The sequence below is a fragment of the Nonomuraea sp. B10E15 genome (assembly GCF_039871615.1).
GTDB lineage: Bacteria > Actinomycetota > Actinomycetes > Streptosporangiales > Streptosporangiaceae > Nonomuraea.
In genome coordinates this window covers 132,670-158,533 of record NZ_JBDPMB010000009.1, presented here as the reverse complement: position 1 = coordinate 158,533, position 25,864 = coordinate 132,670, and the positions used below count along the sequence as shown (strand labels likewise).

The window sequence follows — 25,864 nt, the reverse complement described above, 5'->3', positions numbered from 1 at the left end:
TGTGCGCGTGCATCAACCGGCGCGGTGGGGTCTCGGCGCGGCAGGCGCGGGCATTGCGGTCATCCTCGGCCTGGAGGTGTCCAGCCTCGACGAGATGAACCCGATCAGGCGGACCATCAGCGAGCACGGCCTGGGCCCCGACGGCTGGATCTTCGGGTTCGCCGTGGGTCTGCTGGCGGCGGGGTCCGTGGGCATCGGGGTGTCCCTGGCGCGCAGGAAGCTGGCCGGTCTTCTCGGCACCGTGGCGCTCATGGGGTGGAGCGTCGGCCTGCTCATGACGGCCTGGTTCGAGAAGCACGACTGGTCGGTGGGGCCGAGCGTGAGCGGGAGCATCCACCGGGTGGGCAGTTTCTTGGCCTTCCTGTGCCTGCCGCTCGCGGTCGTGCTCATCACCGGGCCGTGGCGGCGCCGCGAGCGGTCGCGGGCCACGCTGGTGGCGTTCGGGCTCGGGGTCTGCTCGGTGTTGTGGGTGGTGGGCATCGGCACGGTGGTGTTCGTCGGCACGCGCAACGGCCTGCCGTGGTATCGGGTCATGCCTCTCGGGCTGGTGGAGCGCGGCCTGGCCGTCACGGAGGTGGCGGCGCTGCTGGCGCTCGGCGTGTGGGCGGCCACTCCGGGGAACCGGTCGCTGAAACCCGGTCTGCGTGCTGGCGGAACGGCTGGTTCTGCGGCTAACCTGACTCCGCCTCACGTTTGATCCACCCCCCGATCAGGAGGCCGCCGTGCCGTCCTCGCGTGATCGCCAGGCCCGGCTCGCCACGTACGTCGTCTACGCCGTGCAGGGCCTGTCGTTCGCCTCGCTCCTCATCCAGGTCGCCGCCCTGCAGGACAAGCACGAGCTCGACGAGGGCACGCTGACGCTCCTCCTGCTGATCGTTCCCGTCTTCGCGGGGGTCGGCAGCGTGGCGGCGGGGGCGTTCGCCGCCCGCCACGGCAGCAGGGTCCTGCTGCGGGTCGCCCAGCCGGTGGTGGCCGCCGCCGTGGTGCTGGCCGGGGTCGCGCCGAGCGTGCCGCTGCTGGTGCCGGTGCTGCTGGTGTTCGGCCTGGCCGTGGGCGCGGTCGACGCGGGCATCAACATGCAGGGCGTGGCGGTCGAGCGCAGGTACGGCGTCCAGGTGCTCAACGGCTTCCACTGCGTGTGGAGCGCGTTCGGCATGGCCGGAGCGTTATGGGCGTCGGTGGCCGCCGATCTCCCGCTGCCGCTCATCATGGCGATCCCGATGGTGTTCGCGCTGGCCGGCTCTCTCTACGCGGGCCCCGGCCTGTGCGCGCCGGACGAGGAGAAGGCCGCGGCCGCCCCAGGGACCACCCCGGGCCGTTTCCCCTGGCGGCCGATCGTGCCCCTCTGCCTGGCCATGGGCTTCCTGTACGTCGGCGACGCCGCCGTGTCCAACTTCAACACCGTGTTCATGAAGGACGTGCTGGCGGCGGGCCCGCGCGTGATCCCGCTGGCCTACGTGGCCTACCAGGCGACCACGCTGACCGTCAGGCTCGGCGGCGACCTCGCCGTCCGCAGGTACGGCCCCGCCGCCATCGTCAGGATCGGCGGCGTGATCGCCACCGCCGGTTTCCTCGGCGTCGTCCTGGCCCCGAGCCAGCCGCTCGGCATCGCGGCGTTCGGGCTGACCGGGGTCGGGCTGTCGGTGGTGGCGCCGCAGTCGTTCTCGGCGGCCGGCCGGCTCGACCCGTCGGGCACCGGGGTCGCCATCGCCAGGGTGAACCTCTTCAACTACGTCGGCTTCATCGTGGGCGCGGCCCTGGTGGGCGGCATCGCGGACGCCGCGGACATGCGGGCGGCGTTCGCCGCGCCGCTGGTGCTGGCGGCCGCGATCATCGTGCTCGCGCCCGGCTTCGAACCCAGGAGCCGCACCGGTCAGCCCGCGCCCACCACCCCGTCGAGGTAGGCGAGGCTCCGCCGCACGTCCTCGACCGGCCGGTCGTCAGGGCCGGACAGGATGACGTCCTGCTCCATGACGTACCAGCCGTCGTAGCCGCTCCTGGTCAGGCCGGTGATGATGGCCTCGATGTCCACGTCGCCCTGGCCGAGCGGGCGGTAGACGCCCTCGCGCACCGCCTGCGTGTAGGGCAGCGTCCCGGCGGCGACCCGGGCGGCGAGGCGGGCGTCGACGTCCTTGAGATGCACGTGCGCTATCCGCGACGCCGCCGCCTCGACCAGGGCGGCCGGGTCGGTGCCGCCGACCAGCAGGTGGCCGGTGTCCAGGCAGAGCGGCACCGAGCTGCCCTCCAGCACCCGCTCGACCTCGGCCCGGCTCTCGACCATGGTGCCCACGTGCGGGTGCAGGACCGCTCGGGGGCCGAGCGCGGCGGCGATCCGGTCGAGGTTGCCCAGCAGCGTGGCCCAGCCGGCGGCGTCGAGCTCGGGGCGCGTGTCGTAGCCGTCGTCGCCCGTGGCGGCGGCCAGCACGAGCAGCCCGTCTTCCGGCAGGCCCGGCAGCGGGTCGTGGCCCGGGTCGTGGAGCACGACGGGCACGAAGGCGCCGGCCAGGCGCAGGCCGTACCGCTCGATGAGACCGGGCGTCAGGAAACCCTGAGGGCCCAGCTCGGTCGCGGTGAGGCCGAGCTCGCACATCTCGGACAACACCCGGTCGGGCGGAAGTTGGTGGCCCCAGCCGGGGACCTCGCACACGCCCCACGAGATGGGCGCTCCCGCGAGCTTCATCACCGCACCTCCGCCACGTCGACGGGACGGCCTTCGCGCAACGACAGGTCGGCGGCCTCGGCGATGTACAGGGCCTCCAGGGCGTCCTCGATCGAGCAGAGGCCCTGGCCGCCGCGGAGGAAGCAGTCGATCTCGTCGCGGTACGCGGTCGCGAAGCGGGTCACGAAGTCGGGCCAGGGATCGTCCGGTTCCCGCTTGCCCTCGGTCGTGTGGAGCGGGGCGCGCGGGCCGAGCCCCACCGCCTGGGTGCGGCGGGTGCCCGCGAGTTCCATGCGCACGTCGTACCCGCCGCCGTTGTAGCGCGAGCCCTGCAGGGTGGCCAGCGTGCCGTCGTCCAGCGTGAGCAGCGCGGCGCTGGTGTCCACGTCGCCCGCCTCGGCGAAGAACGCGGCGCCGCGGTTGGCGCCCCGCGCGTAGACGGACACCACCTCGCGGCCGGTCACCCAGCGCAGGGCGTCGAAGTCGTGGACGTGGCAGTCGCGGAAGATGCCCCCGGACAGCGGGATGTACGCGGCGGGCGGCGGCGCGGGGTCGGCCGTGACCAGGTGGACCCGGTGCAGCTCCCCCAGCTCGCCGTCGCGCACGGCCCGCGCGGCGGCCGCGTACCCGGGGTCGAACCGGCGCTGGAACCCGACGTGCACCCGGGTGCCCGCGCGCGCCTCCAGCACTTTGACGGTCTCGGCCACCGTGCCCGCGACCGGTTTCTCGCAGAACACCGGGATGCCGAGTGCGCAGGCTCGGACGATCAGCTCGGCGTGGGTGCTGGTCGGGGTGGCGATGACCACGGCGTCCGACTCGAAGGGGTCTCCCGGCCTGCCGTACGGGGACGTCCGCACGGGATCGGCCACGATCAGCTCGTCCACCAGCGGATGGGCGGCCATGGTCGCGGCGTGGAAGGCCCCGATCCGGCCCAGCCCGAACAGTCCCACACGCATGAACGTCTCCCGTCCCCGCCGGAGCCTCCGCCCAGGCGGATATGAAACCTTTAATCCATAGCATGTCCTGACATACTTACTTTTAAGCCTCGGACGGCCTCGGCGGCCTTGTGACCGGGCAGCCGCGCGAACCCCACCACCACCGCCGGCTTCCCTGGCGACCGGCGCATGGGGCCCACAGGCTCGGCGGACAACCCCAGCTCCCGCGCCACCCGCGCCGTCCGCGGCTCGTCCCAGCCGTCCGGCAGCTCCAGGTAGACGTGCAGGCCCGCGTCGATGCCCTTGACGCTGATCTCGGGAAGCTCGCGGGCCAGCGCCCTGACCAGGGCGTCCCTGCGGCGGCGGTATTCCCTGCGCATGCGGCGCAGGTGCTTGTCGTAGCCGCCGGTGCGCAGGAAGTGCGCCAGCGCGTACTGCTCGATGACCGGCGAGCCCAGGTCGAGCTCGCCCCTGGCCCGGCGCACGTCCTCGGCCAGGTCGGGCGGTGCGGCCACCCAGCCCAGGCGCAGGCCGGGCGCGAGCGCCTTGCTGACGCTGCCCGACAGGATCACGCGGTCGGGCGCCAGGCCCTGCAGGCAGCCGACGGGGTCGCGGTCGAAGCGGAACTCGGCGTCGTAGTCGTCCTCCAGGATCACCCGGTCGCCCACGTGGACCCACTCCATCAGCGCGGCCCTGCGGGACGGGGAGAGCACCACACCGGTCGGGAACTGGTGGGCCGGCGTCACCAGCACCGCGTCACCGCTCAAGCTGCGCACGTCGAGGCCCTCCTCGTCCACGGGCACCGGGACGAGGTGCGCGCCCGCTCTCCTGAGCAGGGGCGCCTGGCGGTGGCTCGTCGGGTCCTCCACGGCGAGCCGGAGCGCGCGCCGCCGGGACAGCACGTGGAGCACGAGACTCAGCCCCTGCGCCACGCCGCCGACGATGATGAGGTTCTCCGGGCGCGCGTCGGCCGCCCTGACCCTCCTGAGGTAGCCGGCCAGCTCTTCCCGCAGCTCAGGCACGCCGCCAGGGTCCCCGTAGTCGAGGGCGTCCGAGGGTACGGTGGCCAGGACGTGCCTGACCGCCGCGAGCCAGCGTTCACGGGGGAAGTGGCCCAGGTCAGGAGAGGTGGGACGATGACCGTAGTACGGCGCGGGGGTGTCCGAGGCGGGCCGGGCCGGCGTCGCCGCACGCTGCCAGGGTGCTGCTCCGGCGGCCGGCGCCGGGGTGACCTGGGTGCCGACGCCCACGTGGGAGACCAGGAACCCTTCGGCGACGAGCTGCTCGTACGCCTCCACCACCACGCCCCTGGAGACCTGGAGGTCGGTGGCGAGCTCTCGGGTCGCGGGCAGGCGGGTGCCGGGGGCGAGCCGGCTGCCCCTGATGGCATCGCGCAGTTCGGAGGCGATCTGACCAGCGATCCCTCCATGGTCTCGATCTATCTGGATGTGGAGATCTGCCATATTGGTCCTCTGCCCCAGCGCGCTATTGGACTGTTTTCCCGAACCATCGTTCTCCTAGCATCCCGCACATGAGACACGGCATCGTGGGCGCGGCCTCCGCCATGTTCCTGGTCGGGACGCTGGCGGGCGTCTCCGGCCTCATCGGCGACTACCCCATCTACGGCGGGCAGGCGGTGCGCTACCTCGTGGCCGCCGTCATCCTGCTCGTCATCACGCGAATACTCGGCCTGCGCCTCCTCCGGCTGACGCTGCGGGAGGGCCTGTGCCTCGCCGGGCTCACCCTGCTCGGTCTGGTGGTCTTCAACGTCTGCGTGATCGAGTCCACCAACGATTCCGGGCCCGCGCTGGTCGGCACCATCCTGGGCACCGTGCCGCTCTGGCTCGCGCTGGCCGGCGGGCGGCCCGCGCCACGGGTGCTCGTCGGAGCGTGCGTGGTGGTGGCAGGGGCGACCCTGGCCACCGGCCTCGGCAGCGGCAACCTGCCCGGCCTGCTCTGGGCCCTCGGCGCGCTCGTGGGCGAGCTGAGCTTCTCCCTGCTGGCCATCCCCCTGCTGCCGAAGCTGGGCGCGATCAGGGTGGCGGCGTACTCGACGGCGCTCGCGGTGCCCATGCTGGCCCTGGTCGGGCTGGCCTACGAAGGGCCCGACATGGTGCGTACGCCGACCGTGGCCGAAGGGCTGGGGCTGGCCTACCTGGCGATCGTGGTGACCGTCGGAGCCTTCTTCCTTTGGTATTCCGCGCTGCCCCGGCTGGGCCCCGGGCTGGCCGGGCTGTTCGCCGGTCTCATCCCGGTCGGCGCGATCGTCACGGGGGCGGTGCTCGGGATCGCCATGCCGACGGCGTACGACCTGCTCGGAGCCGGGCTGGTGATCGCCGGCATCACGCTCGGCCTCACCGCGGGCCGGTCGCGGGCGCGAGCGCAGGCGGCCGTCTCCGAGGCGTGAAGCCCGGGTCACCCGTTAACCTCTTGGGTGACCGAAAGGATGGACATGGGCGAGTTCGACTACACCGACCTGCTGCCGCTGGGAGCCGACGAGACCGAATATCGGCTGATCACCACGGAGGGGGTGCGGAAGGTCGAGGCGGCCGGGCGTACGTTCCTCGAGGTCGATCCGGAGGCGCTGCGGCTGCTGACCGAGACGGCGATCCACGACATCTCCCATTTCCTGCGAACCTCCCACCTCGCCCAGCTGCGCAAGATCGTCGATGACCCCGAGTCCAGCGGCAACGACCGCTTCGTCGCGCTCGACCTGCTGAAGAACGCCTCCATCTCGGCCGGCGGCGTGCTCCCCATGTGCCAGGACACCGGCACCGCGATCGTCATGGGCAAGCGCGGGCGCCACGTGCTGACCGACGGGCGCGACGCCGAGCACGTCTCGCGGGGCGTCTACGACGCCTACACCCGGCTCAACCTGCGTTACTCCCAGATGGCTCCGCTGAGCATGTGGGAGGAGAAGAACACCGGCGACAACCTGCCCGCCCAGATCGAGCTGTACGCCGAGGACCCCCACGGCCACCCCGACGAGTACAAACTGCTGTTCATGGCCAAGGGCGGCGGCTCGGCCAACAAGTCGTTCCTGTACCAGGAGACCAAGGCCGTGCTCAACGAGAAGCGCATGCTGGCCTTCCTGGAGGAGAAGATCCGCTCGCTGGGCACGGCCGCCTGCCCTCCCTACCATCTGGCGATCGTCGTCGGCGGCACGTCCGCCGAATACGCGCTCAAGACCGCCAAATACGCCAGCGCCCGCTACCTCGACTCGATCCCCACCGAGGGTTCGCCGTCCGGGCACGGTTTCCGGGACCTCGAGATGGAGGCCAAGGTCTTCGAGCTGACCCAGAAGCTGGGCATCGGGGCGCAGTTCGGCGGCAAGTACTTCTGCCACGACGTGCGCGTCATCCGCCTGCCCAGGCACGGCGCCTCCTGCCCCGTGGCCATCGCCGTGTCCTGCTCCGCCGACCGGCAGGCGCTGGCCAAGATCACGCCGGAGGGCGTGTTCCTGGAGCAGCTGGAGACCGACCCGGCGCGGTTCCTGCCGGAGACCACCGACGAGCACCTCTCGGACGACGTGGTCCAGGTCGACCTCAACCGGCCCATGCCCGAGATCCTCGCCCAGCTGACGAAATTTCCGGTCAAGACGCGGCTTTCCCTCACCGGACCGCTCGTGGTCGCCCGCGACATCGCCCACGCCAAGATCGCCGAACTGCTCGACAACGGCGGCGAGATGCCGGAATACCTCAAGAACCACGCCGTCTACTACGCCGGGCCGGCCAAGACCCCCGACGGTTACGCCTCCGGCTCGTTCGGGCCGACGACGGCCGGGCGCATGGACTCGTACGTCGGGCGTTTCCAGGCGGCCGGCGGGTCGATGGTGATGCTGGCCAAGGGCAACCGGTCCAAGCAGGTCACCGAGGCGTGCGAGCAGCACGGCGGCTTCTATCTCGGCTCCATCGGCGGCCCCGCGGCCAGGCTGGCGCAGGACTGCATCAAGAAGGTCGAGCTGCTCGAATATCCCGAGCTCGGGATGGAGGCCGTGTGGAAGATCGAGGTGGTCGACTTCCCCGCGTTCATCGTCGTGGACGACAAGGGCGACGACTTCTTCACCGACAGGACGGGCCCGGTCCTGTCCATCGGCCGCCGCTGACGGCGGCGAGGGGTTCCGCGCGGGGGGTCGCCGGCGGGCGGATGCCGGCGACCGCGGGGCGCCGGCGGCCCGGGGGGTTGAGGAGCCGCGGTCAGGCGCCGGCGGGTGCCTGGCGCGGCGGCTCCGGCCGGAGGTGGGCGGTCACGCGGCCACCGGTGCCCGGTGCGGTGCCACGACGGAGCCGTCGGGCAGCAGCAGGCCGGTGTCGTCGAACAGCACGACGCCGTTGCAGAGCAGGCTCCACCCCTGGTCAGGGTGGGAAGCGATCACGTGCGACGCCTCACGGTCGGGCGAGTCGGCACTGGGGCAAACGGGGTGGTGACTGCACATCGCGCACCTCTCAGATAGCGCTCCTGGTCGTGGTCTCAATAGGGCAGCAGGCGCCCGGACGGCGTGCGAAGGTCCAGGCCGGTTCCGGCCGGCTTCTTCGGCCGGCGGCGAACCTGGGTCTGGCGCATCTCCATCACGTCCTTCAACGATCTGGCATCGGTGGGAGGACTTCGGCCTGTGCCTCCAGTCTGACGCTCGGCTCCGACATTTCCGGTGGCCCAGGACTTGGCCCTCCCTCATGGCTTTACCATGCCCCCGCCCGCTTTCGGGACCCTTACAACCCGCTGACGGCGCCCCCTAGACGCCCGTAAGCGAGCGAGTTGACCGGCTGACATTCCCTCCCAGGCATCATCCGCCGATATCGGCGACAAGAGTGTGCCGATGGGCACACTTACCCCGGCGAGCTGCGCGAACACGCTTCCGGCAGCGGATGATCTCGTCGGTGGGCGCCGCTCGCCGGCCCTTCGAGAGTGAGGAGGCGGGCTGGGCAGAGAGTCACGCCGCCCGACGCGGACCGGACCGTCGACGCCGGCGAGACGAGGGCGAGGGCGAGGAACTGCGAGCTCGGCCGTTCACGGCGGAGAAGCCGACTATCGGAACGTGCATGTCGAGAAACTGTGGGGCCTCATCAACAGGGATGACGTGGACCACGAGGTTTGCCGACGTGACGAGTCAGGCCACTTGACTTAACTTCGCAACATTTTATCGGCCACGCCTCTACTGGTCGGTTTACACAAATAGGTAAGCTGCCAGGCATGCGTGCGCCCTCCGGTTACCTACTCGCCGCGCGCTACCGGCTCATGGAGCCGGTTGGTCGTGGCGGCATGGGCACCGTTTGGCGGGCGCATGACGAGCTGCTCGACCGCGACGTGGCGGTCAAGGAAGTACGCCTGCCCACCGTGCTCGACGAGGAGTTGCGCGCTGAGTTGTGCGCCCGCACGGAGCGCGAGGGCAGGGCGACCGCCATGGTCACCCACCCCTCGGTCATCACCGTGTTCGACGTGGTCACCGAGGACGACCGGCCATGGATCGTGATGGAGCTGCTCCGTGCCAGGTCTCTGGAGCAGCTCATCCAGGAGCGCGGGCCGCTCCCCCCGCGCAGGGCCGCCGAGATCGGCCGGCAGATCCTCGGCGCGCTGCGCGCGGTGCACGCGAAAGGCATCCTCCACCGCGACGTCAAGCCGAGCAACGTGCTCGTAACCGAGGACCGCGCGGTGCTCACCGACTTCGGCCTGGCCGCACTCGAAGGTGACGTTTCCATTACGCAGGCGGGCATCGTGTTGGGGTCCGCCGGTTACATCGCGCCGGAGCGGGTGCTCGGCTCCAAGGCCAGCCCCGCGGGCGATCTGTGGTCGCTCGGGGCGACCCTCTACACCGCCGTCGAGGGCAGGGGCCTGCACGGCCGCCGTACGGCCGCCGCCGCGCTCGCGGCGCTGACCAGCGGCGAGCCGATCCCGATGAGCAAGGCCGGCCCGCTGGCCCCCGTGCTCGACGCGCTCCTGCGGATCGACCCGCAGACCAGGCTCGACTCCGTACGCGCCTCGCTGATGCTGGCCAGGGTGGCCGCGGGACGCTCGGCGGAGGAGCCGCTGACCCCGCGCAAGCCCAGATCCGCACGCCCGGTGCCGGCCCTCACGCCGCCGTCTTTCACACGCAGGCCCGCGCATCGCGGGCTGCACCGCGCCGAGACCCAGACCGTCACCGTGCCCGCGCCGAGGCAGGAACGCAAACCCGGCGAGGGTGTGCACAGGAAGCGCGTTGAAGCGCGGCCGTCGCCGTCGGCTTATGCCCGTTTGAAAGCGACGGTGATAAAGTTGTGCCTTCCTCGGCGGTTCTGGCCAAGAGAACTTCGCAAGCGAGGGTAAAGCACTTCCCAAGCGAGAATCGATATCTTCTTCTCATGCCGGAACAGCAGACACGCCTGCTCGCGGAGCGCTACGAGCTCATCACCCCGCTCGGCCGGGGCACCATGGGCACCGTGTGGCGCGCACGCGACCGCGCGCTCGGGCGCGAGGTGGCGGTCAAGGAGATCCGCCAGGACCCGGTGCTCACCGAGGAACAACGGACGGAGCTGCGCGAACGCATGGTCCGCGAGGGCCGCATCGCCTCCCGGATCAACCACCCGTCCGTGGCCTCCATCCACGACGTGATCATCCACGACGACAGCCCGTGGATCATCATGGAGCTCATCGAGGCCCGCTCGCTGGAGCAGGTGATCGACGAGGAGGGTCCGCTGCCGCCCCGGCTCGTGGCCGAGATCGGCGTCGACCTGCTCGGCGCGCTGCGCGCCGCGCACGCCCAGGGCATCACCCACCGCGACGTCAAGCCCGCCAACGTGCTCATCACCGAGAGCGGGCGCGTGGTGCTGACCGACTTCGGCATCGCCAAGGCCGAGGGCGACTCCCGGCTCACGAAGACGGGCATGGTGATCGGCTCCCCCGGTTACACCGCCCCGGAACGTGCCAGGGGCGACTACACCGGGCCCGAGTCCGACATCTGGGCGCTCGGGGCCACGCTCTACTTCGCGGTCGAGGGGCGGCCGGCGTACGAACGGTCCACGGTCGCTGAGACGCTGGCGGCACTGCTCACCGAGAGCGCCGACCCGCCCACGCAGGCGGGGCGGCTCCGTCCCGTGCTGAACGGGCTGCTGAACAAGGACTATCGGCAGCGTCTCGGCGCTGCCAAGGCGGAGACCCTGCTGCGCATGGTCGCCGACACCCCCACGAGCGAGATGCCGGTGCTCACGGCCGAGGCTCTTAAGGCGCAGGAGGCCGCTTTGCCCGATCCGTTCACTGCCCAGAAGACCCCCGCCGACCAGGCGCCCGGCCCTGGTGGCCAGGGTGCCGGCCCGGGCGGGCGCGGGCCAGGACACGCGCCTGGCGGACCGGGAGCGCCCCAGGGCCAGGGCGGCCCCGGCCAGGGTCCGGGGGGTCACGGGCAGCGTCCCGGAGGGCCCGGGCAAGCTCCTGGAGGGGTCGGGCAGGGACCTGGGGGATCCGGGCAGGGTCCCGGAGGCCCCGCGTACGGGCCGGGCGGTCCGGCGCCGCGGGGGGCGTTCAGCGGGCCGAGTGGGACCGGCGGACCGGGGCAGGGCCACTCCGGCCCGTCCACGCCAGGTCCGAACGCCTTCACCACACCCGGTCCGGGGCAAGGCGCGCCGGGTCCGCAGGGCGCCTTCGGCGGCCCAGGACACGAGCAGGGCCGCTCCGGGCAAGGACCGGGCGGGTCCGGAGCACCTGGGCAGGGCCCCGGTGCCACAAATCCGATGGGCGGCAGGCCCGGCCCGGCACCGGGCGCGGGTGTCGGTCCCGGCGGTCCCGGAGGAAGGCAGGGCGCTGGCGGACCCGGTGGCCAGGGACCCGGCGGCCCAGGAAACGGCCCCGGCGGACAAGGACCCGGCGGGCAGGGACCCCGAGCGCAGGGCCCCGGAGCACAGGGACCCGGTGGGCAAGGACCCGGTGGGCAAGGACCCGGCGGGCAAGGACCCGGCGGGCAAGGACCCGGCGGTCACGGGCCCGGGAACCAGGGTCCCGGAGGGCAGGGGAACGGGCCTGGCGGGCAGGGGCCCGGGAACCAAGGGCCTGGCGGGCAGGGGGCCGGGCCGTACGGGGCCGGAGCGCCGGTGCGGAGTTCCAACGCGCCCACCGTTCCGCAGAGCATCGGGCGCCCGCAGGGTGAGCAGCGCCTGGGTGCGCAGGGGAACACCGCGGGCGGCGCCGGGCCGCAGGGCGGTGCGCCCGGGACCGCGTCCCCCGAGGCGGGGTTCGATCCGGAGCGCACGGTCAGCATCTCGCGGCCCAAGGGCCCCTTCCCCTCGGGTCCCGAGCAGGGCACGCCGCCACCGGGGCAGGGTGACGAGGGCGCGTTCATGACCACGCGCATCCCGAAGGGCGGGTCGCCGGGCCAGCAGGTCTACCCGCCGACCGACCAGGAGCCCGGCTCGCGGCAGCAGCCGCCGGTGCCGCAGGGCAGGGGGTCCGCAGGGGGGCAGGGCGGGCTGGGCACCGACCTGTTCGCCATCGCCGGCCAGCCGGAGCAGCGATCCGAGGGCAACCGCAACGGCATGCTGGTGCTCATGGCGGTCGCCGCCGCCGCGGCCGTGGTGATCGCCATCCTGATCGTGGCCCTCATCTCGAGCTGAACGCGGGGCGCTTCCCGGCGGCCCCGGATCCGTGAGCCAGACTGAAGTCATGAGCGAGTTCAGGATCGAACATGACTCGATGGGTGAGGTTCGCGTGCCCGCGGGAGCACGGTGGCGCGCGCAGACCCAGCGGGCGGTGGAGAATTTCCCGGTTTCCGGGCGGCCGATCGAGCCGTCCCACATCGCCGCGCTGGCCCTGATCAAGGCCGTGGCGGCGGAGGTCAACGGCGAGCTCGGCGTGATCGAGAAGGACATGGCCGAGGCGATCGCGCAGGCCGCCGCCGACGTGGCCGAGAACGAGCACGACGCCCACTTCCCGATCGACGTCTTCCAGACCGGCTCGGGCACCTCGTCCAACATGAACGCCAACGAGGTGATCGCGACGCTCGCCGAGGAGCGGCTGGGCCGGCCCGTGCACCCCAACGACCACGTGAACGCCTCCCAGTCGTCCAACGACGTCTTCCCCACGTCGATCCACGTGGCGGCGGCGACCGAGGTGACCTACCACCTGCTGCCCTCGCTGCGGCATCTGGCGGAGGCGCTGCGGGCGAAGGCGATCGAGTTCGAGGGCGTGGTGAAGTCGGGGCGCACCCATCTGATGGACGCGACCCCGGTGACGCTGGGCCAGGAGTTCGGGGGGTACGCCACGCAGATCGAGCACGGTGTCGTACGCGTCACCGCGGCGCTGGAGCACGTGCTGGAGCTGCCTCTGGGCGGCACCGCCGTGGGCACGGGCATCAACACCCCCGCCGGGTTCGCCCAGGTGGCGATCGAGAAGTTGCGCGAGGCGACCGGCATCCCGTTCCTGGAGGCCAGGGACCATTTCGAGGCCCAGAGCGCGCAGGACTCGATTGTCGAGCTGTCGGGGCAGCTCAAGGTGGTCGCCGTCTCGCTGAACAAGATCGCGAACGATCTCCGCTGGATGGGCTCCGGCCCGCGCGCCGGGCTCGGCGAGATCAACCTGCCCGACCTGCAGCCCGGCTCGTCCATCATGCCGGGCAAGGTCAACCCGGTCATCCCCGAGGCCGCGGGCATGGTCGCGGCGCAGGTCATCGGCAACGACGCGGCGATCACGTTCGCCGGCGCGTCGGGGAACTTCGAGCTGAACGTGCAGCTGCCGGTCATCGCCCGCAACGTGCTGGAGTCGGTCAGGTTGCTGGGCAACGTCTCGCGGCTGCTCGCCGACCGCTGCGTGTCCGGCATCACGGCGAACGTGGAGCGCCTGCGCGAGTACGCCGAGTCGTCCCCGTCGATCGTCACCCCTCTGAACCGGTACGTCGGTTACGAGGAGGCGGCCAAGATCGCCAAGCAGGCGCTGGCGGAGCGGAAGACGATCCGCGAGGTCGTCATGGAGCGCGGCCACGTGGCCGACGGCACCCTGACGGAGGAGCAGTTGGACGCCGCGCTCGACGTTCTGTCGATGACCCGTCCCTAGGACGGCCGCGCCCGCTGCGTGGCCTGCGCCCAGCGGGTGAGCAGGGCCGCGGCGGCGCCGGAGTCGACGGCGTCGGCGGCCCGCTTGCGGGCGGCGGCGAGGGCGGCGGTGAGCTCGGCGGCCGGCGGCACCCCGCCGGCGGCGACCACGGCGGCGGCCGCGTTGAGCAGCACGACGTCTCGTACGGGGCCCGGCTCTCCCGCGAGGACGGCGCGGGCCACCGCCGCGTTGTGCCGGGCGTCGCCGCCGCGCAGGTCGTCAGGGCGAGCCCGCGGGATCGACAGGTCGGCGGGGTCGAAGGCGGTCCGCGTCACCGTGCCGCGCCGTACGACCCAGATCGTCGAAGAGCCGCACGTGGTGAGCTCGTCGAGCCCGTCGTCGCCGCGGAAGACGAGGGACGAGCCGCCGCGTTCGGCCAGGACGCCCGCGATGACCGGCGCCATCGCCGGGTGGAAGACGCCGACCGCCTGCGCGGCGGGCAGTGCGGGGTTGGTGAGCGGGGCCAGGAAGTTGAAGACCGTCGGCACGCCCAGCTCGCGGCGCGGTCCGGAGGTGCGTTTCAGCGCCGGGTTGAACGCCGGCGCGAAACAGAACGTGATGCCCACCTCCTCCGCGATCGCGACCACGGCGCCGGGCGGCATGTCGACGACCACGCCGAGCTCTTCCAGGACGTCCGCGGCGCCGGCCATGGAGGAGGCGGCCCGACCTCCGTGCTTGACCACCTTCGCGCCCGCGGCGGCGGCCACGACGGCGGCCATGGTGGAGATGTTGACGGTGTTGGCGCGGTCGCCGCCGGTGCCGACGAGGTCGACCGGGTCGCCGGACACCCTGATGGCGGCCGATCGCGACAGCATGCCGTCGGCCAGCCCTGACACCTCCGCCACGCTCTCGCCCTTGGCCCGCAGCGCCACGGCGAGCGCGGCGATCTGCGCGTCCGTGGCCGCGCCCGACATGATCTGGTCCATGGCCCAGGCGGCCTGGCGCGAGGTGAGTGACACGCCGTCGAGCAGCAGGGTGAGCAGCTGCGGCCAGGTGGTGGTCCCAGTCGTCTGCCCGGTCGTCTGCCCGGTCGTCTGCCCGGTTGTCTGCGCGGTCGCGGTGCCGGGCGTGGTGGTGCCGGTCATGGTGAGCGTCCCTTTTCGTCAGTGCTCGACGGGGGCGCGTACGACATGAGTGCGGCCACCTCGTCGAGGCGGCCGTGTGCGTATGCGCTGGAAGGTCCGCCTAGGAGGCGGGCCACCACAGGAACGAATACGCGATCATGCGATCCAACATAGCAGACCTCGCCGGCCACATAAGACGACACTGTTCTATGTCTCATGCACCCATGCGTCTGGGCGCGGCGAGCGCCTAAGGTAAAGGGATATGGCGAAGGAGCTGACGGGGCGGACCGCGCTGGTCACGGGTGCGGGCGGCGGCATCGGGGCGGCCTGCGCCCGGCGGCTGGCCGCGGCGGGAGCCAGGGTGCTGGTCGTCGATCTGCGGGCCGAGCCCGCCAAGGAGGTCGCCGACGAGATCGGCGGCGTGGCCGTCGTGGCCGATCTGAGCGAGCCCGGCTTCGTGGCCGCGCTGCCAGACGAGCCCGTCGACATCGTGGTCAACAACGCGGGGTTCCAGCACGTCGCGCCGGTCGAGGAGTTCCCGCCGGAGGTGTTCTCGGCGATGCTCAGGGTCATGGTCGAGGCGCCGTTCCTGATCGCGCGCGAGGTGCTGCCCGGCATGTACGCCAAGGGCTGGGGCCGGTTCGTGAACATCTCGTCGGTCCACGGGTTGCGGGCCTCCCCGTACAAATCGGCCTACACCGTGGCCAAGCACGGGCTGGAGGGCTTCTCCAAGGTGGTCGCGCTCGAAGGGGCGGCCCATGGGGTGACCTCGACGTGCGTCTGCCCCGCCTACGTCCGCACCGGGCTGGTCGAGGCGCAGATCGCCGACCAGGCCAGGGTGCACGGCATCGCGCCCGACGAGGTGGTGACGGACATCATGCTCCAGCCGGCCGCGATCAAGCGGCTGATCGAGCCGGAGGAGGTGGCCGAGCTGGTCGCCTACCTGTGCGGGCCCGGCGGGGCGTTCATCACCGGCGTGTCGCTCCCCGTGGACGGCGGCTGGACGGCCAGGTGACCGGCGCCACCTTCCTCGAACTGCTGGCCAGGGAGGCGTCGGCGGTCGAGTTCGAGGGTCCGATCATCGCGGCGAGGGCCGCGGGCGCGGACCCGGCCACGATCGTGGAGCTCGAACAGGCCAAGGTCGAGGCGCTGAAGGTGCGCGACCTGCTCAAGAGGCGCGCCAGGCGGGAGGCTGAGCTGTCGGCGCTGTACGACACGGCCGGCGACCTGGCCGCGCTGCGCGACCTCGACGCCGTGCTCGAGGCCATCGTGCACCGGGCGAGGCAGTTGCTGGCCACCGACATCGCGTACATGACGCTGCACGACCCAGACCGGGGCGACACGTACATGCGGGTCACCGACGGGTCGATCTCGGCGAAGTTCCGTGCGCTGCGGCTGGCCATGGGGTCGGGTCTGGGCGGCCTGGTGGCGCAGACGGCGGTCCCGTACTCGACGGCCGACTATTTCGCCGACGCGAGGTTCCGGCACAAGGACGACATCGACGAGGCCGTCACGGAGGAGGGCCTGGTCGCGATCCTGGGCGTGCCGCTGCGGCTGGGGCAGCGGGTGATCGGCGTGCTGATGGCGGCCAACCGCAGCGCGCGGCCGTTCCACCAGGAGGAGGTGTCGCTGCTGGCCAGCCTGGCGGCGCACGCCGCGGTGGCGATCGACAACGCCAGGCTGCTGCAGGAGACGAGGAACGCGCTGGAGGAGCTCTCCCAGGCCCACCGGACGGCGAGGGCGCACGGTGAGGCCGTGGAGCGGGCCGCGCTGGCGCACGACAGGATGACCTCGCTGGTGCTGCGCGGCGGCGGGATCGAGGACGTCGCGGCGGTGGTGACCGACGTGCTCGGCGGCTCGCTGGCGGTGCTGGACGACCTGGGCCGGGCGCTCACCGGAGACGTCGGGGAGCTCGACCAGGAGGTGTTCGAGGCCGCGCAGGCGTCGAGGGCGCTGGGCCGTACCGTGCGCAGGGGCGACCTGCTGATCGCGTCGGTGGACGTCGGCGGCGAGCCGCTGTGCACGCTGGTCCTGCGCAGCGACGACGCCGACGAGCGAATCCTGGAGCGGGCGGCCCTCGTGTGCGCGCTGCTGCTGCTGTTCCGCCGGAGCGTGGCGGAGGCCGAGGGGCGGGTCAGGGGCGAGCTGCTCGACGACCTGATCGCGCGGCCCGGCTCCCCCGGGCTGGCCGACCGGGCGCACCGGCTCGGCGTCGATCTCGGCGCGCCGCACGTCGTCGTGGTGGCCAAGCATGCGGGGCAGCGCGAACGGGCCGCTTTCTGGGCGTCGTCGCAGGCCACGATGCGGCACGGGCTGGCCGCCGGGCGCGGCGACGAGGTCGTGCTGCTGCTGCCGGGCGCCGACGCGGGCGGCGCCGCGCAGCGGGTGGCCGCCGAGCTGAGCGCGTCCCTGCAGAGCCCGGCCACGGCGGGCGCGTCCGCCATGCCGGGTGAGGGCAGGGAGCCGCCCGGGGCTCAACACGTCGCCAGGGCCTACCAGGAGGCGCGGCGGTGCGCGGAGGCGCTCATCGCGCTCGGCCGTGCGGGCGACGGCGCGAGCGCGGCCGAGCTGGGCTTCGTCGGCCTGCTCGTCGGCGACGGCCGTGACGTGCGCGGTTTCGTGGACTCGACGCTCGGCGCGGTGATCGAGTACGACACTCGCAGGGGCACCGCGCTCGTCGACACGTTGTCCTCCTACTTCGGCTCGGGCGGGTCACCATCGCGTACGGCCGAGGCCATGCACATCCACGTCAACACCGTCACGCAGCGGCTCGACCGGGTCGGCAAGCTGCTCGGCGAGGGCTGGATGGAGCCGGGACGCGCGCTCGAGATCCAGCTCGCGCTCCGCTTGCACCGGCTCGGCCACACATCGACCACGTAGACTGTAGGTTCCGACGCCATATGAGTGACGCCGGTCACTCCCTACCGTGACCGGCATGGCCACTTCCATCAAGAAGGTCGTCGCCGCGAGCCTGGTCGGCACCACCATCGAGTGGTACGACTTCTTCCTCTACGGCTCGGCAGCCGCCCTCGTGTTCAATCAGCTCTTCTTCCCCGGCTCCGATCCACTGACCGGCACCCTGCTGGCGTTCCTCACCTACGCCGTCGGGTTCGTCGCCCGCCCGCTCGGCGGCCTGGTCTTCGGCCATTACGGCGACCGGCTGGGCCGCAAGACGCTGCTGGTCGTCAGCCTGCTGATGATGGGCACGGCGACGTTCCTGATCGGCTGCCTGCCGACGTACGAGACCCTCGGCCCGGCCGCGGCGCTGCTGCTGACGGGGCTGCGCCTGGTGCAGGGCTTCGCACTCGGGGGTGAGTGGGGCGGCGCGGTGCTGATCGTCTCCGAGCACGGCGACAACAAGCGGCGCGGCTTCTGGGCGTCGTGGCCGCAGGCCGGCGCCCCCGGCGGCAACCTGCTGGCCACCGGCGTGCTGGCGGCGCTGGCCGCCTGGCAGTCGGACGAGGCGTTCCTGTCGTGGGGCTGGCGGGTGCCGTTCCTGCTGTCGGGCGCGCTGGTGCTGGTCGGGTTGTGGATCCGGCTGTCGATCAGCGAGTCGCCGGTGTTCCAGCAGGCCGAGCCGGAGGAACGGGCGCCGATCGTGGGCGTGCTCCGCCACCACTGGAAGGACGTGATCATCGCGATCGGCGCCCGCCTGGCGGAGAACATCTCCTTCTACCTCCTGACCGTCTTCGTCATCACGTACGCCAAGCAGATGCAGATCGACAACTCCACGGTGCTGACCGCGGTGCTGATCGCCTCGGCCATCCATTTCGTGACGATCCCGATGTGGGGCGCGTTGTCCGACCGCGTCGGCCGCCGCCCCACCTACCTGGCGGGCGCCGCCGGGATCGGGGTGTGGATCTTCGCGTTCTTCCCGCTCGTGGACACGGGCAACTTCCTGGCGATCACCCTCGCCGTCACCGTCGGCCTGCTCTTCCACGGCATGATGTACGGCCCGCAGGCGGCCTTCTTCTCGGAGCTGTTCGCCACGAGGACGCGCTACACCGGCGTGTCCATCGGGGCGCAGCTCTCGGCGATCGTGGCCGGCGCGCTGGCGCCGATCATCGCGGTCGCGCTGCTGCGAGAGTACGCGAGCAGCGTGCCGATCTCGGTCTACCTCGGCCTGGCGGCGGTGCTCACCCTCGTCTCCGTCTACGCCGCGCGCGAGACCCGGGGCAGCGACCTGGCCGAGCCCAGGCCGCAGGGCAGGGTCACTCCTTGAGGTACCGGTGGCCGCCCGCGCGCGCCAGCCGGACCATGTGGCGCGCGCCGGGCAGCCGCCGGCCGATCCGGTGCAGCAGCGTGTCGCGGCCCATGGGCGAGCGGCGCTCGGGGTCGGCCGCGGCGGCCGGGCGCACCTCGACCCGGCCCCTGCGCATCTCCAGCGCGAACCTGAGCCCGAACTCCCCGTCCGACGAGCGCAGCGACGACAACCAGGTGCCGGGGCCGAAGTGGTCATCTTCCGGCATGATGCGCTTGACCGGCAGCTTGGCCACGAGCTGCCCGGCGAACCTGCCCGGCACGCCGGCTTCGACCAGCGCGGGAGCGCACACCTCGCGGGCACGCCGCCCGGTGCTGCGCAGCACCAGCTCCAGCGGCGGCCCTCCGCTGGGCGGCACGTACGGCACCGGCAGGACGACGTACAGGTGGCCGTCGAGGTGCCTGACCGACACGCCAGGGGACACGAGGGCGATCGACTCCGAGAACGAACGCGGCTCGATGACCAGGCCCAGCTCACCCTGGTCGGTCCAGCACGGCACCACCAGCCGCATCCTGGGCCGCTGGGCCAGCACGCCCAGGCAGTTGAGCGGCCCCTTGGCGCGGCTGACGCGGCTCCTGGCCTGGTTGGCGCCGCCGAACATGCGTACGTGCACCTCCCACTGCCCTGGCCTGAGCGGCTCGCCGAGCGCGGCGCTGGTGACGTCGAGCCTGGCCTCGCCCTTGATCTGCACGCGGAAGCGGCGGCGGCCGTCCTGGACGCGCTCCACGTGCTGGGTCAGCGGCAGGAAGTGCACGAGCCCCGTCTCGGTGTGCCGGACGTAGACCTCGATGCGCGCCCGCTCGACCGCGTCCGTGACGTCGGTGACGCTCTCCGGCAGGCGTTTCGTGTCGATCGAGCGCGGCGGGATCCAGTGCAGGCGGTCGCCGTCGGCACGGTACCTGTCGGGTGTGCCGTCGCCGCCGTGCACCTCCACGGTCAGCCCGAGCACCAGGACCTGGGCGTCCCAGCGCACCTCGGTCAGGTCGGAGCGCAGGCCCGCCCGCCTGGTGGAGTTGGACAGGAGCACGATCTGGTCCAGGCGTCCCGTGCGCACGTACGCGGCCACCACGCGCATCTGAACGGGCAGGTAGGTGTCGAGCCGCTCGGGGAAGCGCTGGAACACCAGCTCCTGGACCACCCGGAAGTGCATGCCGCGGTCGACGGATGAGTCGGCGAACTTGCTGGTCAGCAGCGGGCGCAGGACGACGGAGCGGAACCAGTGGGCGTACATGCGCTCGCGCTGGCGGCCCTCGCCGACGTAGGTGTCGATGTCGTCGAGCAGCGCGTGCAGTTCCTTCACGATCGCCCGCGGCTCGTCCTCGGCGACGGGGCGCCGGCCGAGGTGGCAGCAGACGTGCTCGGCCAGCACGGCGATGGACTTGGCGTGCAGGTACGCCCGCATCACGAACGCCTGCTCCCCCATCAGCCCGCCGGGCACGGGGAAGCCGAGCTCGTGCTGCTCCAGAAAGGTGCGCCGGTAGAGCTGCTGCGGCAGGAGCAGGGTGAGCAGCTTGTCGCGCAGGACGTCGGCGCGGGCGGTGCTGCGCTCGAACGCGGCCATCGGCGACCCGTAGTCGCGGACCAGCCGGCCGATCAGCACGTCGGCGTCGGTCTCCATCGCGCGGTCGTGCATGCGGGCGATCGCGTCACGTTCGAGGCGGTCGCCCTGGTCGAGAAAGTAGACGTAGTCGCCGGTGGCCGCGGCCAGGCCGACGTTTCGGCCGCGCATCGGCGTACCCGTGTGCGGCAGGTGCAGCGCGCGGACGTTGGGGCGGGCCGAGGCGATGGTGTCCAGCCGTTCCCCGATGCCGTCGGACGATCCGTCGTCGACGAAGATCACTTCGTAGTCGTCCGCGGGCATCGTCTGCTCCAGCGCGGAGCGGATGCACGCGTCGGCGGTGTCACCCGGATTGCAGACAACGACGATCACACTGACCTTCACACCCATGCGGCCAGCGTGCGCCGATATACCCGATCGGACGCGGCGACTTGCTGATTAGAGGAGGAAAGTTGACCTGTTAGTACCAGCCCACCGACTGTGAATGGGCCCAGGCGCCGCACGGTGTGCCGTAGCGGCCCTTGATGTAGCCGAGGCCCCACTTGATCTGGGTGGCGGCGTTGGTCTGCCAGTCGGCACCCGCGCTGGCCATCTTGGTGCCCGGCAGCGACTGCGGGATGCCGTACGCGCCGGAGTAGCGGTTCATCGCCCGCTCGTTCCAGCCGCTCTCCTTCTGCCAGAGCCGCTCCAGGCAGCCCCACTGGTCGTTGCCCCAGCCGCTGGCGGCGAGCATGGACTTGGCGGTGGCCTTGTTGCTGCCCGGCGAGGGGGTGCTGCCCGGCGGGAAGTTCGCGGCGGGGAACCCGTCACCGCCGGGGGCCCGCTCGGGGACGACCCAGTCGAAGTCCTTGTCCTTGCCCTTGCCCGAGCGGCCCTTCTTCAGCTGGTCGGCGCGGTAGGCCTGCTCGGCGGCGTTCTTCAGCGCGTCGGTCTCTGGGTCGGGTGCCGACAGGTCACCGCCGGCCAGCTTGGCGAAGTCGTCGACGGAGAGCGCGGCCTGCTGCGGCCTGTTGGCGTTCTGGACGGCGCGGTAGGCGACGAAGCCACCGCCGCCGAAGACGATCACCAGCGTGACGGCGACGATGATGACGCGCTTCGGCGTGACACGCGAACGTCGCCGCGCCGAGGGAGGGGCATCCTTCGGGTGGCGCTCGCGAGGGCGCTCGCTCAACTGCGGACCGGGGCTCACGGTCCACGAGCTTGCCCTGTCCTGGGGGGTGGTCCGCAACCGAAACGCGGGAATCGCTTGGCGTAAGTTTGGCTAACTGTCGGGTTAGCGTGGAGTTTCCCGATCAGTGTGACATTCCTCACACCTTTGCAGCCACAGGCTGCGAACACGGGCTCCACACTCGGCACGTCATAACATCATCTACGGATTGTCACGATTTGGTGACGTAACTCGGATATTTGGGACATGGAACAATAATGTGCGCGTGGCTGGCATCCTTCTTGTAGAAGACGACCCCTCCGTCCGCACGGCACTCGAACTCGCGCTGACGCGGCAGGGGCACTCCGTCACGTCCTACGGGACGGGCGAGGAGGCGCTCGACCACATCAGGGCCCGCCGCCCCGAGATCGCGATCCTCGACGTCATGCTCCCCGGGATCGACGGCATCGAGGTGTGCCGCCGCATACGCAAGCTCGACCAGCTCCCCGTCATCCTCCTCACCGCCCGCGGCGACGACCTGGACGTGGTCGTCGGGCTGGAGGCGGGCGCCGACGACTACGTGATCAAGCCCGTCGAGCCCAGAGTCCTGGACGCCCGCATCCGCGCCATCCTGCGCCGGGCCGAGTCGGCCGCCTCCGACCGCATCACCTTCGGCGACCTCGTGATCGACCGGGGCGCGCTCAAGGTCACGCTCGCCGGCAAGGAGATCCACCTGACGCCGACCGAGCTGCGGCTGCTCCTGGAGCTCATCCGGCACCCCGGCCAGGTGCTCAACCGTCGCTATCTGCTGCGCGAGGTGTGGGACCACACGCACATCGCCGACTCGCGGCTGGTGGACGCCTGCGTGCAGCGGGTGCGCGCGAAGATCGAGCCAAGGCCGGGCGAACCCGTCTTCATCCACACGGTGCGCGGGTTCGGCTACCGGTTCAGCCCTCCGTGATCCCGCTGCCCACCGGGCTGCGCGCCCGCCTGGTCATCACGTTCACGCTCGTGGCCGTGGCCGCCTCGCTGCTGGTCGCCACGATCGGCTTCGAGCTGGCCAAGACCGCGCTCGTCACCCGGGCCGAGACCACGGCGCTCGACCAGGTCACCAGGGAGCTCGGCAGCATCACCTTCCCCATCGGGCGGCTCAGGCCGGGCGAGGCCGCCCCCACGGCGAGGGAGCTCGGCCGCCTCGCCCACGCGCTCAACGGGCCGGGCCGCAGCGTCCTCATCGAGTACGGCGCCCTGATCGCCTCCGAGGGTCCGATGTCCATGAGCGACGTCCCCAACGAGCTCCACGGCCGCGCCAAGCAGAGCGTCGTCACCCAGCGCAAGATCATCCGGGGCGAGCTCTGGCTCATCGTCGGCGCCGAGGTCTACCGGGAGGCCGGCAGCAGGGTCGAGGCGACGGACCTGCGGGCGTTCGTCTTCTTCCCGCTGAAGGACGACGAGCGGCAGCTGGCCACGCTCAGGATCACCTTCATCCAGGCCGGCGTGGTCATCGTGCTGATCGCGCTGGTCGTCGCGCTGCTGTCGGCCCGGCAGGTGCTGCTGCCGGTCCGGCGGCTGAGCGCGGCCGCGCAGGCGCTCGGCCAGGGCCGGCTGGACACGCGGCTGCCCGTCCACGGCCAGGACGAGCTGGCCGAGCTCACCAGCAGGTTCAACGACGCCGCCGCGGCGCTGGAGCTGAGCGTGGCCGAGCTGCGCTCGCTGGAGGCCATGTCGCGCAGGTTCGTGGCGGACGTCTCCCACGAGCTGCGCACGCCGCTGACCTCGATGACGGCCGTCGCCGACATGCTCTCCGAGGAGGCCGGCCGGCTGCCCGAGGCGCCGGCCGAGGCCGTACGCCTGGTGCTCAGGGAGATCGAGCGCCTGCGCGGGCTGGTCGAGCACCTCATCGAGATCAGCCGCTTCGACGCGGGCACGGCCACGCTCAACCTCGAGCCGGTGAACGTGGCCGAGGCCATCGACGACTGCCTGGCCGTGCGCGGCTGGAGCGACCAGGTGACCGTGAAGGCCCCCCAGGGACTGGCCGTCAACCTGGACCCCGCCAGATTCGACGTGATCGTGGCCAACCTCGTCGGCAACGCGCTCAAGCACGGCCGGCCACCGGTGCTGGTCAGCACAAGAATCACGCAGAGCGGCCTGGAAGTGAAGGTGCGCGACCACGGCCAGGGCATCCCCCGCGAGGCGCTGCCGCACGTCTTCGACCGCTTCTTCAAGGCCGGCGCCGGCCGGTCGCGCAGCCAGGGCAGCGGTCTCGGCCTCGCCATCGCCAAGGCCAACGTGCACCTGCACGGCGGCACGATCTCCGTACGTGCCCAGAACCCCGGCACCCTCTTCACCGTCTGGTTGCCCCACGCATGAAAGCCCAACGCATCCTCACCATCGTCGCGCTCGTCGGCGCCGCGGCCTGCGGCATCTCGCCCACCGACGTCCAGGACCGCGGCAACGCCCCGACCACCAGGATCCCCCCGCCGTCCAAGACGATCTACCTGCTCAAGGACGGCGAGCTCATCCTGGAACCCGCCGACGTCGACAACGACACCGTCGGCAGCCTGCTCGGGGCGCTCTTCGACGCGTCGACCAAGCCGCTCGGCAACCGGGACACGGCGCTGCGCGGCTTCACGTACATCGGGATCAAGGACTCGCTCAACCCGATCCAGCGCGACGAGGTGCAGCTCCCGCGCACCTCGACGCTGACCGTCTACATCAGGGGCGAGGGCACGCTGACCAAGCTCGGCAAGGCCCAGATCGTCTGCACCGCCCAGCAGGACGCGGCGTTCGAACTGGTCAAGATCGTACGAGAGAACGAGAACCGCCCCTCCAAGACGGAGGGGCGGTACACCTGCGGCGAGCTCAAGTGATCAGAGCGTGATGTCCTCCAGCATCTCCGTCACCAGGGCGGCGATCGGGGAACGCTCGGACCTGGTCAGCGTGACGTGCGCGAAGAGCGGGTGGCCCTTGAGCTTCTCCACCACCGCCACCACGCCGTCGTGCCGGCCCACCCGCAGGTTGTCGCGCTGGGCGATGTCGTGGGTGAGCACGACCCGCGAGTTGGCGCCGATCCGGCTCAGCACCGTGAGCAGCACGCCGCGTTCGAGCGACTGGGCCTCGTCCACGATCACGAACGCGTCGTGCAGCGAGCGGCCGCGGATGTGCGTCAGCGGGAGCACCTCCAGCATGCCCCGGTCGAGCACCTCCTCGATCACCTCGGGCGAGGTGATCGCGCCCATCGTGTCGTAGACCGCCTGCGCCCACGGGCCCATCTTCTCGCCCTCGGTGCCCGGCAGGTAGCCGAGCTCCTGGCCGCCCACGGCGTAGAGAGGGCGGAAGACGACCACCTTGCGGTGCTGGCGACGCTCCAGCACCGCCTCCAGACCTGCGCAGAGGGCCAGCGCCGACTTGCCGGTGCCGGCCCGGCCGCCGAGCGAGACGATGCCGATCTCCGGATCCATCAGCAGCTCGAGCGCGATGCGCTGCTCGGCGGAGCGGCCGTGCAGGCCGAACACCTCGCGGTCGCCGCGTACGAGCTTGACCGACTTGTCCGGCAGCACCCTGCCGAGCGCCGAGCCCTTGGCCGACAGCAGCCGCAGGCCGGTGTGCGTGGGCAGCTCCCTGCCCTCCTCGACGTCGGCGGTGCCCTGGTCGAAGAGCGTCTCGACGTCTTCGGCGGTCACCTGGAGCTCGGCCATCCCCGTCCAGCCGGACTCGTGCACCAGCTCCGCGCGGTATTCCTCGGCCGACAGGCCGATCGAGGCGGCCTTGACCCGCAGCGGCAGGTCTTTGGACACCAGGACGACGTCGCAGCCCTCGGCGGCCAGCGAGCGGGCCACGGTCAGGATGCGGGTGTCGTTGTCTCCCAGGCGGAAGCCCACGGGCAGGATGGACGGATCGCTGTGGTTGAGCTCAACCCTGATCGTTCCATCCCCCGTCGGCATCGGCTCGTCGAGCCTGCCGTACTGGACGCGCAGCTCGTCGAGGTAGCGCAGGGCCTTCCTCGCGAAATAGCCGAGCTCGGGATGGTGCCGCTTTCCTTCCAGCTCCGTGATGACCACGATGGGAAGGACGACGTCGTGCTCGGCGAAGCGGGTCATTGCCGCCGGGTCGGCCAGCAGGACCGAGGTGTCGAGCACGTACGTGCGCTTGGCCGGCTTGGTCGTAGGGTTGCTCGAGGACACTGCCAC

General features: G+C 71.7%; 21 protein-coding genes. 13 read left to right on the top strand and 8 right to left on the bottom strand.

The window, feature by feature from the left end; translation table 11 throughout:
- Positions 1–7: 7 nt before the first annotated feature.
- Together ABGB14_RS25320 and ABGB14_RS25315 are read left to right on the top strand one after the other, a co-directional pair.
- Positions 8–697, top strand: coding sequence for a DUF998 domain-containing protein (locus tag ABGB14_RS25320; protein ID WP_347646307.1), 690 nt, complete (start codon positions 8–10; stop codon positions 695–697).
- 25 nt (positions 698–722) lie between these two features.
- Positions 723–1,904 (top strand): MFS transporter, encoded by a 1,182-nt coding sequence (locus ABGB14_RS25315; protein ID WP_347646306.1) that lies wholly within the window; start codon positions 723–725, stop codon positions 1,902–1,904.
- On the opposite strand, the gene ABGB14_RS25310 is transcribed toward ABGB14_RS25315, so the two are convergent.
- From ABGB14_RS25310 to ABGB14_RS25300, 3 genes are read right to left on the bottom strand one after another with little or no spacing between them, the layout of a single operon-like run.
- Positions 1,874–2,680, bottom strand: a complete 807-nt coding sequence (locus ABGB14_RS25310; RefSeq protein WP_347646305.1) for a TIM barrel protein — start codon at positions 2,678–2,680, stop codon at positions 1,874–1,876. The two genes, ABGB14_RS25315 and ABGB14_RS25310, sit on opposite strands and share 31 nt — an antisense overlap.
- Positions 2,680–3,615, bottom strand: a complete 936-nt coding sequence (locus ABGB14_RS25305) for a Gfo/Idh/MocA family oxidoreductase (RefSeq protein ID WP_347646304.1) — start codon at positions 3,613–3,615, stop codon at positions 2,680–2,682. Before ABGB14_RS25305 ends, ABGB14_RS25310 begins: the two co-directional genes overlap by 1 nt.
- 50 nt (positions 3,616–3,665) lie before the next feature.
- Complete coding sequence (locus ABGB14_RS25300; RefSeq protein ID WP_347646303.1) at positions 3,666–5,057, bottom strand: PLP-dependent aminotransferase family protein; 1,392 nt, start codon at positions 5,055–5,057, stop codon at positions 3,666–3,668.
- Between the two features lie 68 nt (positions 5,058–5,125).
- Between ABGB14_RS25300 and ABGB14_RS25295 the strand changes: the two genes are divergently transcribed.
- Together ABGB14_RS25295 and ABGB14_RS25290 are read left to right on the top strand one after the other, a co-directional pair.
- A complete protein-coding gene (locus ABGB14_RS25295; protein WP_347646302.1) occupies positions 5,126–6,001 on the top strand; it encodes a DMT family transporter in 876 nt (291 codons plus the stop codon).
- Positions 6,002–6,046: 45 nt separating this feature from the next.
- Entirely contained in the window at positions 6,047–7,699 is a 1,653-nt protein-coding gene (locus tag ABGB14_RS25290) for a fumarate hydratase (protein WP_347646461.1), read from the top strand.
- Positions 7,700–7,840: 141 nt separating this feature from the next.
- Here ABGB14_RS25290 and ABGB14_RS25285 read toward each other — a convergent pair whose 3' ends face one another.
- Positions 7,841–8,029 (bottom strand): DUF5999 family protein, encoded by a 189-nt coding sequence (locus ABGB14_RS25285; protein WP_347623292.1) that lies wholly within the window; start codon positions 8,027–8,029, stop codon positions 7,841–7,843.
- A 755-nt stretch (positions 8,030–8,784) separates the two neighbouring features.
- On the opposite strand from ABGB14_RS25285, the gene ABGB14_RS25280 reads away from it, so the two are divergent.
- Genes ABGB14_RS25280 through ABGB14_RS25270 form a run of 3 tightly spaced genes read left to right on the top strand, consistent with a single transcriptional unit; the run spans position 8,785 to position 13,605 of the window.
- Complete coding sequence (locus ABGB14_RS25280; protein WP_347646301.1) at positions 8,785–9,894, top strand: serine/threonine-protein kinase; 1,110 nt, start codon at positions 8,785–8,787, stop codon at positions 9,892–9,894.
- 35 nt (positions 9,895–9,929) lie between these two features.
- On the top strand, positions 9,930–12,170 hold the full coding sequence (locus tag ABGB14_RS25275) for a serine/threonine-protein kinase (RefSeq protein WP_347646300.1): 2,241 nt from the start codon (positions 9,930–9,932) through the stop codon (positions 12,168–12,170).
- Positions 12,171–12,219: 49 nt separating this feature from the next.
- A complete protein-coding gene (locus tag ABGB14_RS25270) occupies positions 12,220–13,605 on the top strand; it encodes a class II fumarate hydratase (protein ID WP_347646299.1) in 1,386 nt (461 codons plus the stop codon).
- On the opposite strand, the gene trpD is transcribed toward ABGB14_RS25270, so the two are convergent.
- Positions 13,602–14,729, bottom strand: a complete 1,128-nt coding sequence (gene trpD / locus ABGB14_RS25265) for an anthranilate phosphoribosyltransferase (protein ID WP_347646298.1) — start codon at positions 14,727–14,729, stop codon at positions 13,602–13,604. The genes ABGB14_RS25270 and trpD overlap by 4 nt on opposite strands.
- 241 nt (positions 14,730–14,970) lie before the next feature.
- Here trpD and ABGB14_RS25260 point away from each other — a divergent pair, with 241 nt between their 5' ends.
- The 3 genes from ABGB14_RS25260 to ABGB14_RS25250 are packed head-to-tail and all read left to right on the top strand — an operon-like array spanning position 14,971 to position 18,930.
- A complete protein-coding gene (locus tag ABGB14_RS25260; RefSeq protein WP_347646297.1) occupies positions 14,971–15,723 on the top strand; it encodes a 3-hydroxybutyrate dehydrogenase in 753 nt (250 codons plus the stop codon).
- Positions 15,720–17,588 carry a GAF domain-containing protein gene (locus tag ABGB14_RS25255; RefSeq protein ID WP_347646296.1) on the top strand — a complete coding sequence of 623 codons (1,869 nt, stop codon included), beginning with the start codon at positions 15,720–15,722 and terminating at the stop codon, positions 17,586–17,588. Before ABGB14_RS25260 ends, ABGB14_RS25255 begins: the two co-directional genes overlap by 4 nt.
- Before the next feature lie 55 nt (positions 17,589–17,643).
- A complete protein-coding gene (locus ABGB14_RS25250) occupies positions 17,644–18,930 on the top strand; it encodes an MFS transporter (RefSeq protein WP_347646295.1) in 1,287 nt (428 codons plus the stop codon).
- On the opposite strand, the gene ABGB14_RS25245 is transcribed toward ABGB14_RS25250, so the two are convergent.
- Both ABGB14_RS25245 and ABGB14_RS25240 read right to left on the bottom strand, forming a co-directional pair.
- Positions 18,920–20,899, bottom strand: coding sequence for a glycosyltransferase family A protein (locus ABGB14_RS25245; RefSeq protein WP_347646294.1), 1,980 nt, complete (start codon positions 20,897–20,899; stop codon positions 18,920–18,922). The two genes, ABGB14_RS25250 and ABGB14_RS25245, sit on opposite strands and share 11 nt — an antisense overlap.
- A gap of 88 nt (positions 20,900–20,987) precedes the next feature.
- Positions 20,988–21,716, bottom strand: a complete 729-nt coding sequence (locus tag ABGB14_RS25240) for a lytic transglycosylase domain-containing protein (protein WP_347646293.1) — start codon at positions 21,714–21,716, stop codon at positions 20,988–20,990.
- A gap of 244 nt (positions 21,717–21,960) precedes the next feature.
- On the opposite strand from ABGB14_RS25240, the gene ABGB14_RS25235 reads away from it, so the two are divergent.
- From ABGB14_RS25235 to ABGB14_RS25225, 3 genes are read left to right on the top strand one after another with little or no spacing between them, the layout of a single operon-like run.
- Entirely contained in the window at positions 21,961–22,635 is a 675-nt protein-coding gene (locus tag ABGB14_RS25235) for a response regulator transcription factor (RefSeq protein WP_347646292.1), read from the top strand.
- Complete coding sequence (locus ABGB14_RS25230) at positions 22,632–24,044, top strand: HAMP domain-containing sensor histidine kinase (protein WP_347646291.1); 1,413 nt, start codon at positions 22,632–22,634, stop codon at positions 24,042–24,044. Before ABGB14_RS25235 ends, ABGB14_RS25230 begins: the two co-directional genes overlap by 4 nt.
- The gene (locus ABGB14_RS25225; protein WP_347646290.1) at positions 24,041–24,544 is read left to right on the top strand and encodes a hypothetical protein; all 504 of its coding nucleotides are present in this window, start codon (positions 24,041–24,043) and stop codon (positions 24,542–24,544) included. Before ABGB14_RS25230 ends, ABGB14_RS25225 begins: the two co-directional genes overlap by 4 nt.
- Here ABGB14_RS25225 and ABGB14_RS25220 read toward each other — a convergent pair whose 3' ends face one another.
- Positions 24,545–25,864, bottom strand: coding sequence for a PhoH family protein (locus ABGB14_RS25220; RefSeq protein WP_347646289.1), 1,320 nt, complete (start codon positions 25,862–25,864; stop codon positions 24,545–24,547).

Coding starts and splice junctions, on each gene's coding strand:
- ABGB14_RS25310 (WP_347646305.1), bottom strand. CDS start 2,680: ATGAAGCTCGCGGGAGCGCCCATCTCGTGGGGCGTGTGCGAGGTCCCC.
- ABGB14_RS25305 (WP_347646304.1), bottom strand. CDS start 3,615: ATGCGTGTGGGACTGTTCGGGCTGGGCCGGATCGGGGCCTTCCACGCC.
- ABGB14_RS25300 (WP_347646303.1), bottom strand. CDS start 5,057: ATGGCAGATCTCCACATCCAGATAGATCGAGACCATGGAGGGATCGCT.
- ABGB14_RS25295 (WP_347646302.1), top strand. CDS start 5,126: ATGAGACACGGCATCGTGGGCGCGGCCTCCGCCATGTTCCTGGTCGGG.
- ABGB14_RS25290 (WP_347646461.1), top strand. CDS start 6,047: ATGGGCGAGTTCGACTACACCGACCTGCTGCCGCTGGGAGCCGACGAG.
- ABGB14_RS25285 (WP_347623292.1), bottom strand. CDS start 8,029: ATGTGCAGTCACCACCCCGTTTGCCCCAGTGCCGACTCGCCCGACCGT.
- ABGB14_RS25280 (WP_347646301.1), top strand. CDS start 8,785: ATGCGTGCGCCCTCCGGTTACCTACTCGCCGCGCGCTACCGGCTCATG.
- ABGB14_RS25275 (WP_347646300.1), top strand. CDS start 9,930: ATGCCGGAACAGCAGACACGCCTGCTCGCGGAGCGCTACGAGCTCATC.
- ABGB14_RS25270 (WP_347646299.1), top strand. CDS start 12,220: ATGAGCGAGTTCAGGATCGAACATGACTCGATGGGTGAGGTTCGCGTG.
- trpD (WP_347646298.1), bottom strand. CDS start 14,729: ATGACCGGCACCACCACGCCCGGCACCGCGACCGCGCAGACAACCGGG.
- ABGB14_RS25260 (WP_347646297.1), top strand. CDS start 14,971: ATGGCGAAGGAGCTGACGGGGCGGACCGCGCTGGTCACGGGTGCGGGC.
- ABGB14_RS25250 (WP_347646295.1), top strand. CDS start 17,644: ATGGCCACTTCCATCAAGAAGGTCGTCGCCGCGAGCCTGGTCGGCACC.
- ABGB14_RS25225 (WP_347646290.1), top strand. CDS start 24,041: ATGAAAGCCCAACGCATCCTCACCATCGTCGCGCTCGTCGGCGCCGCG.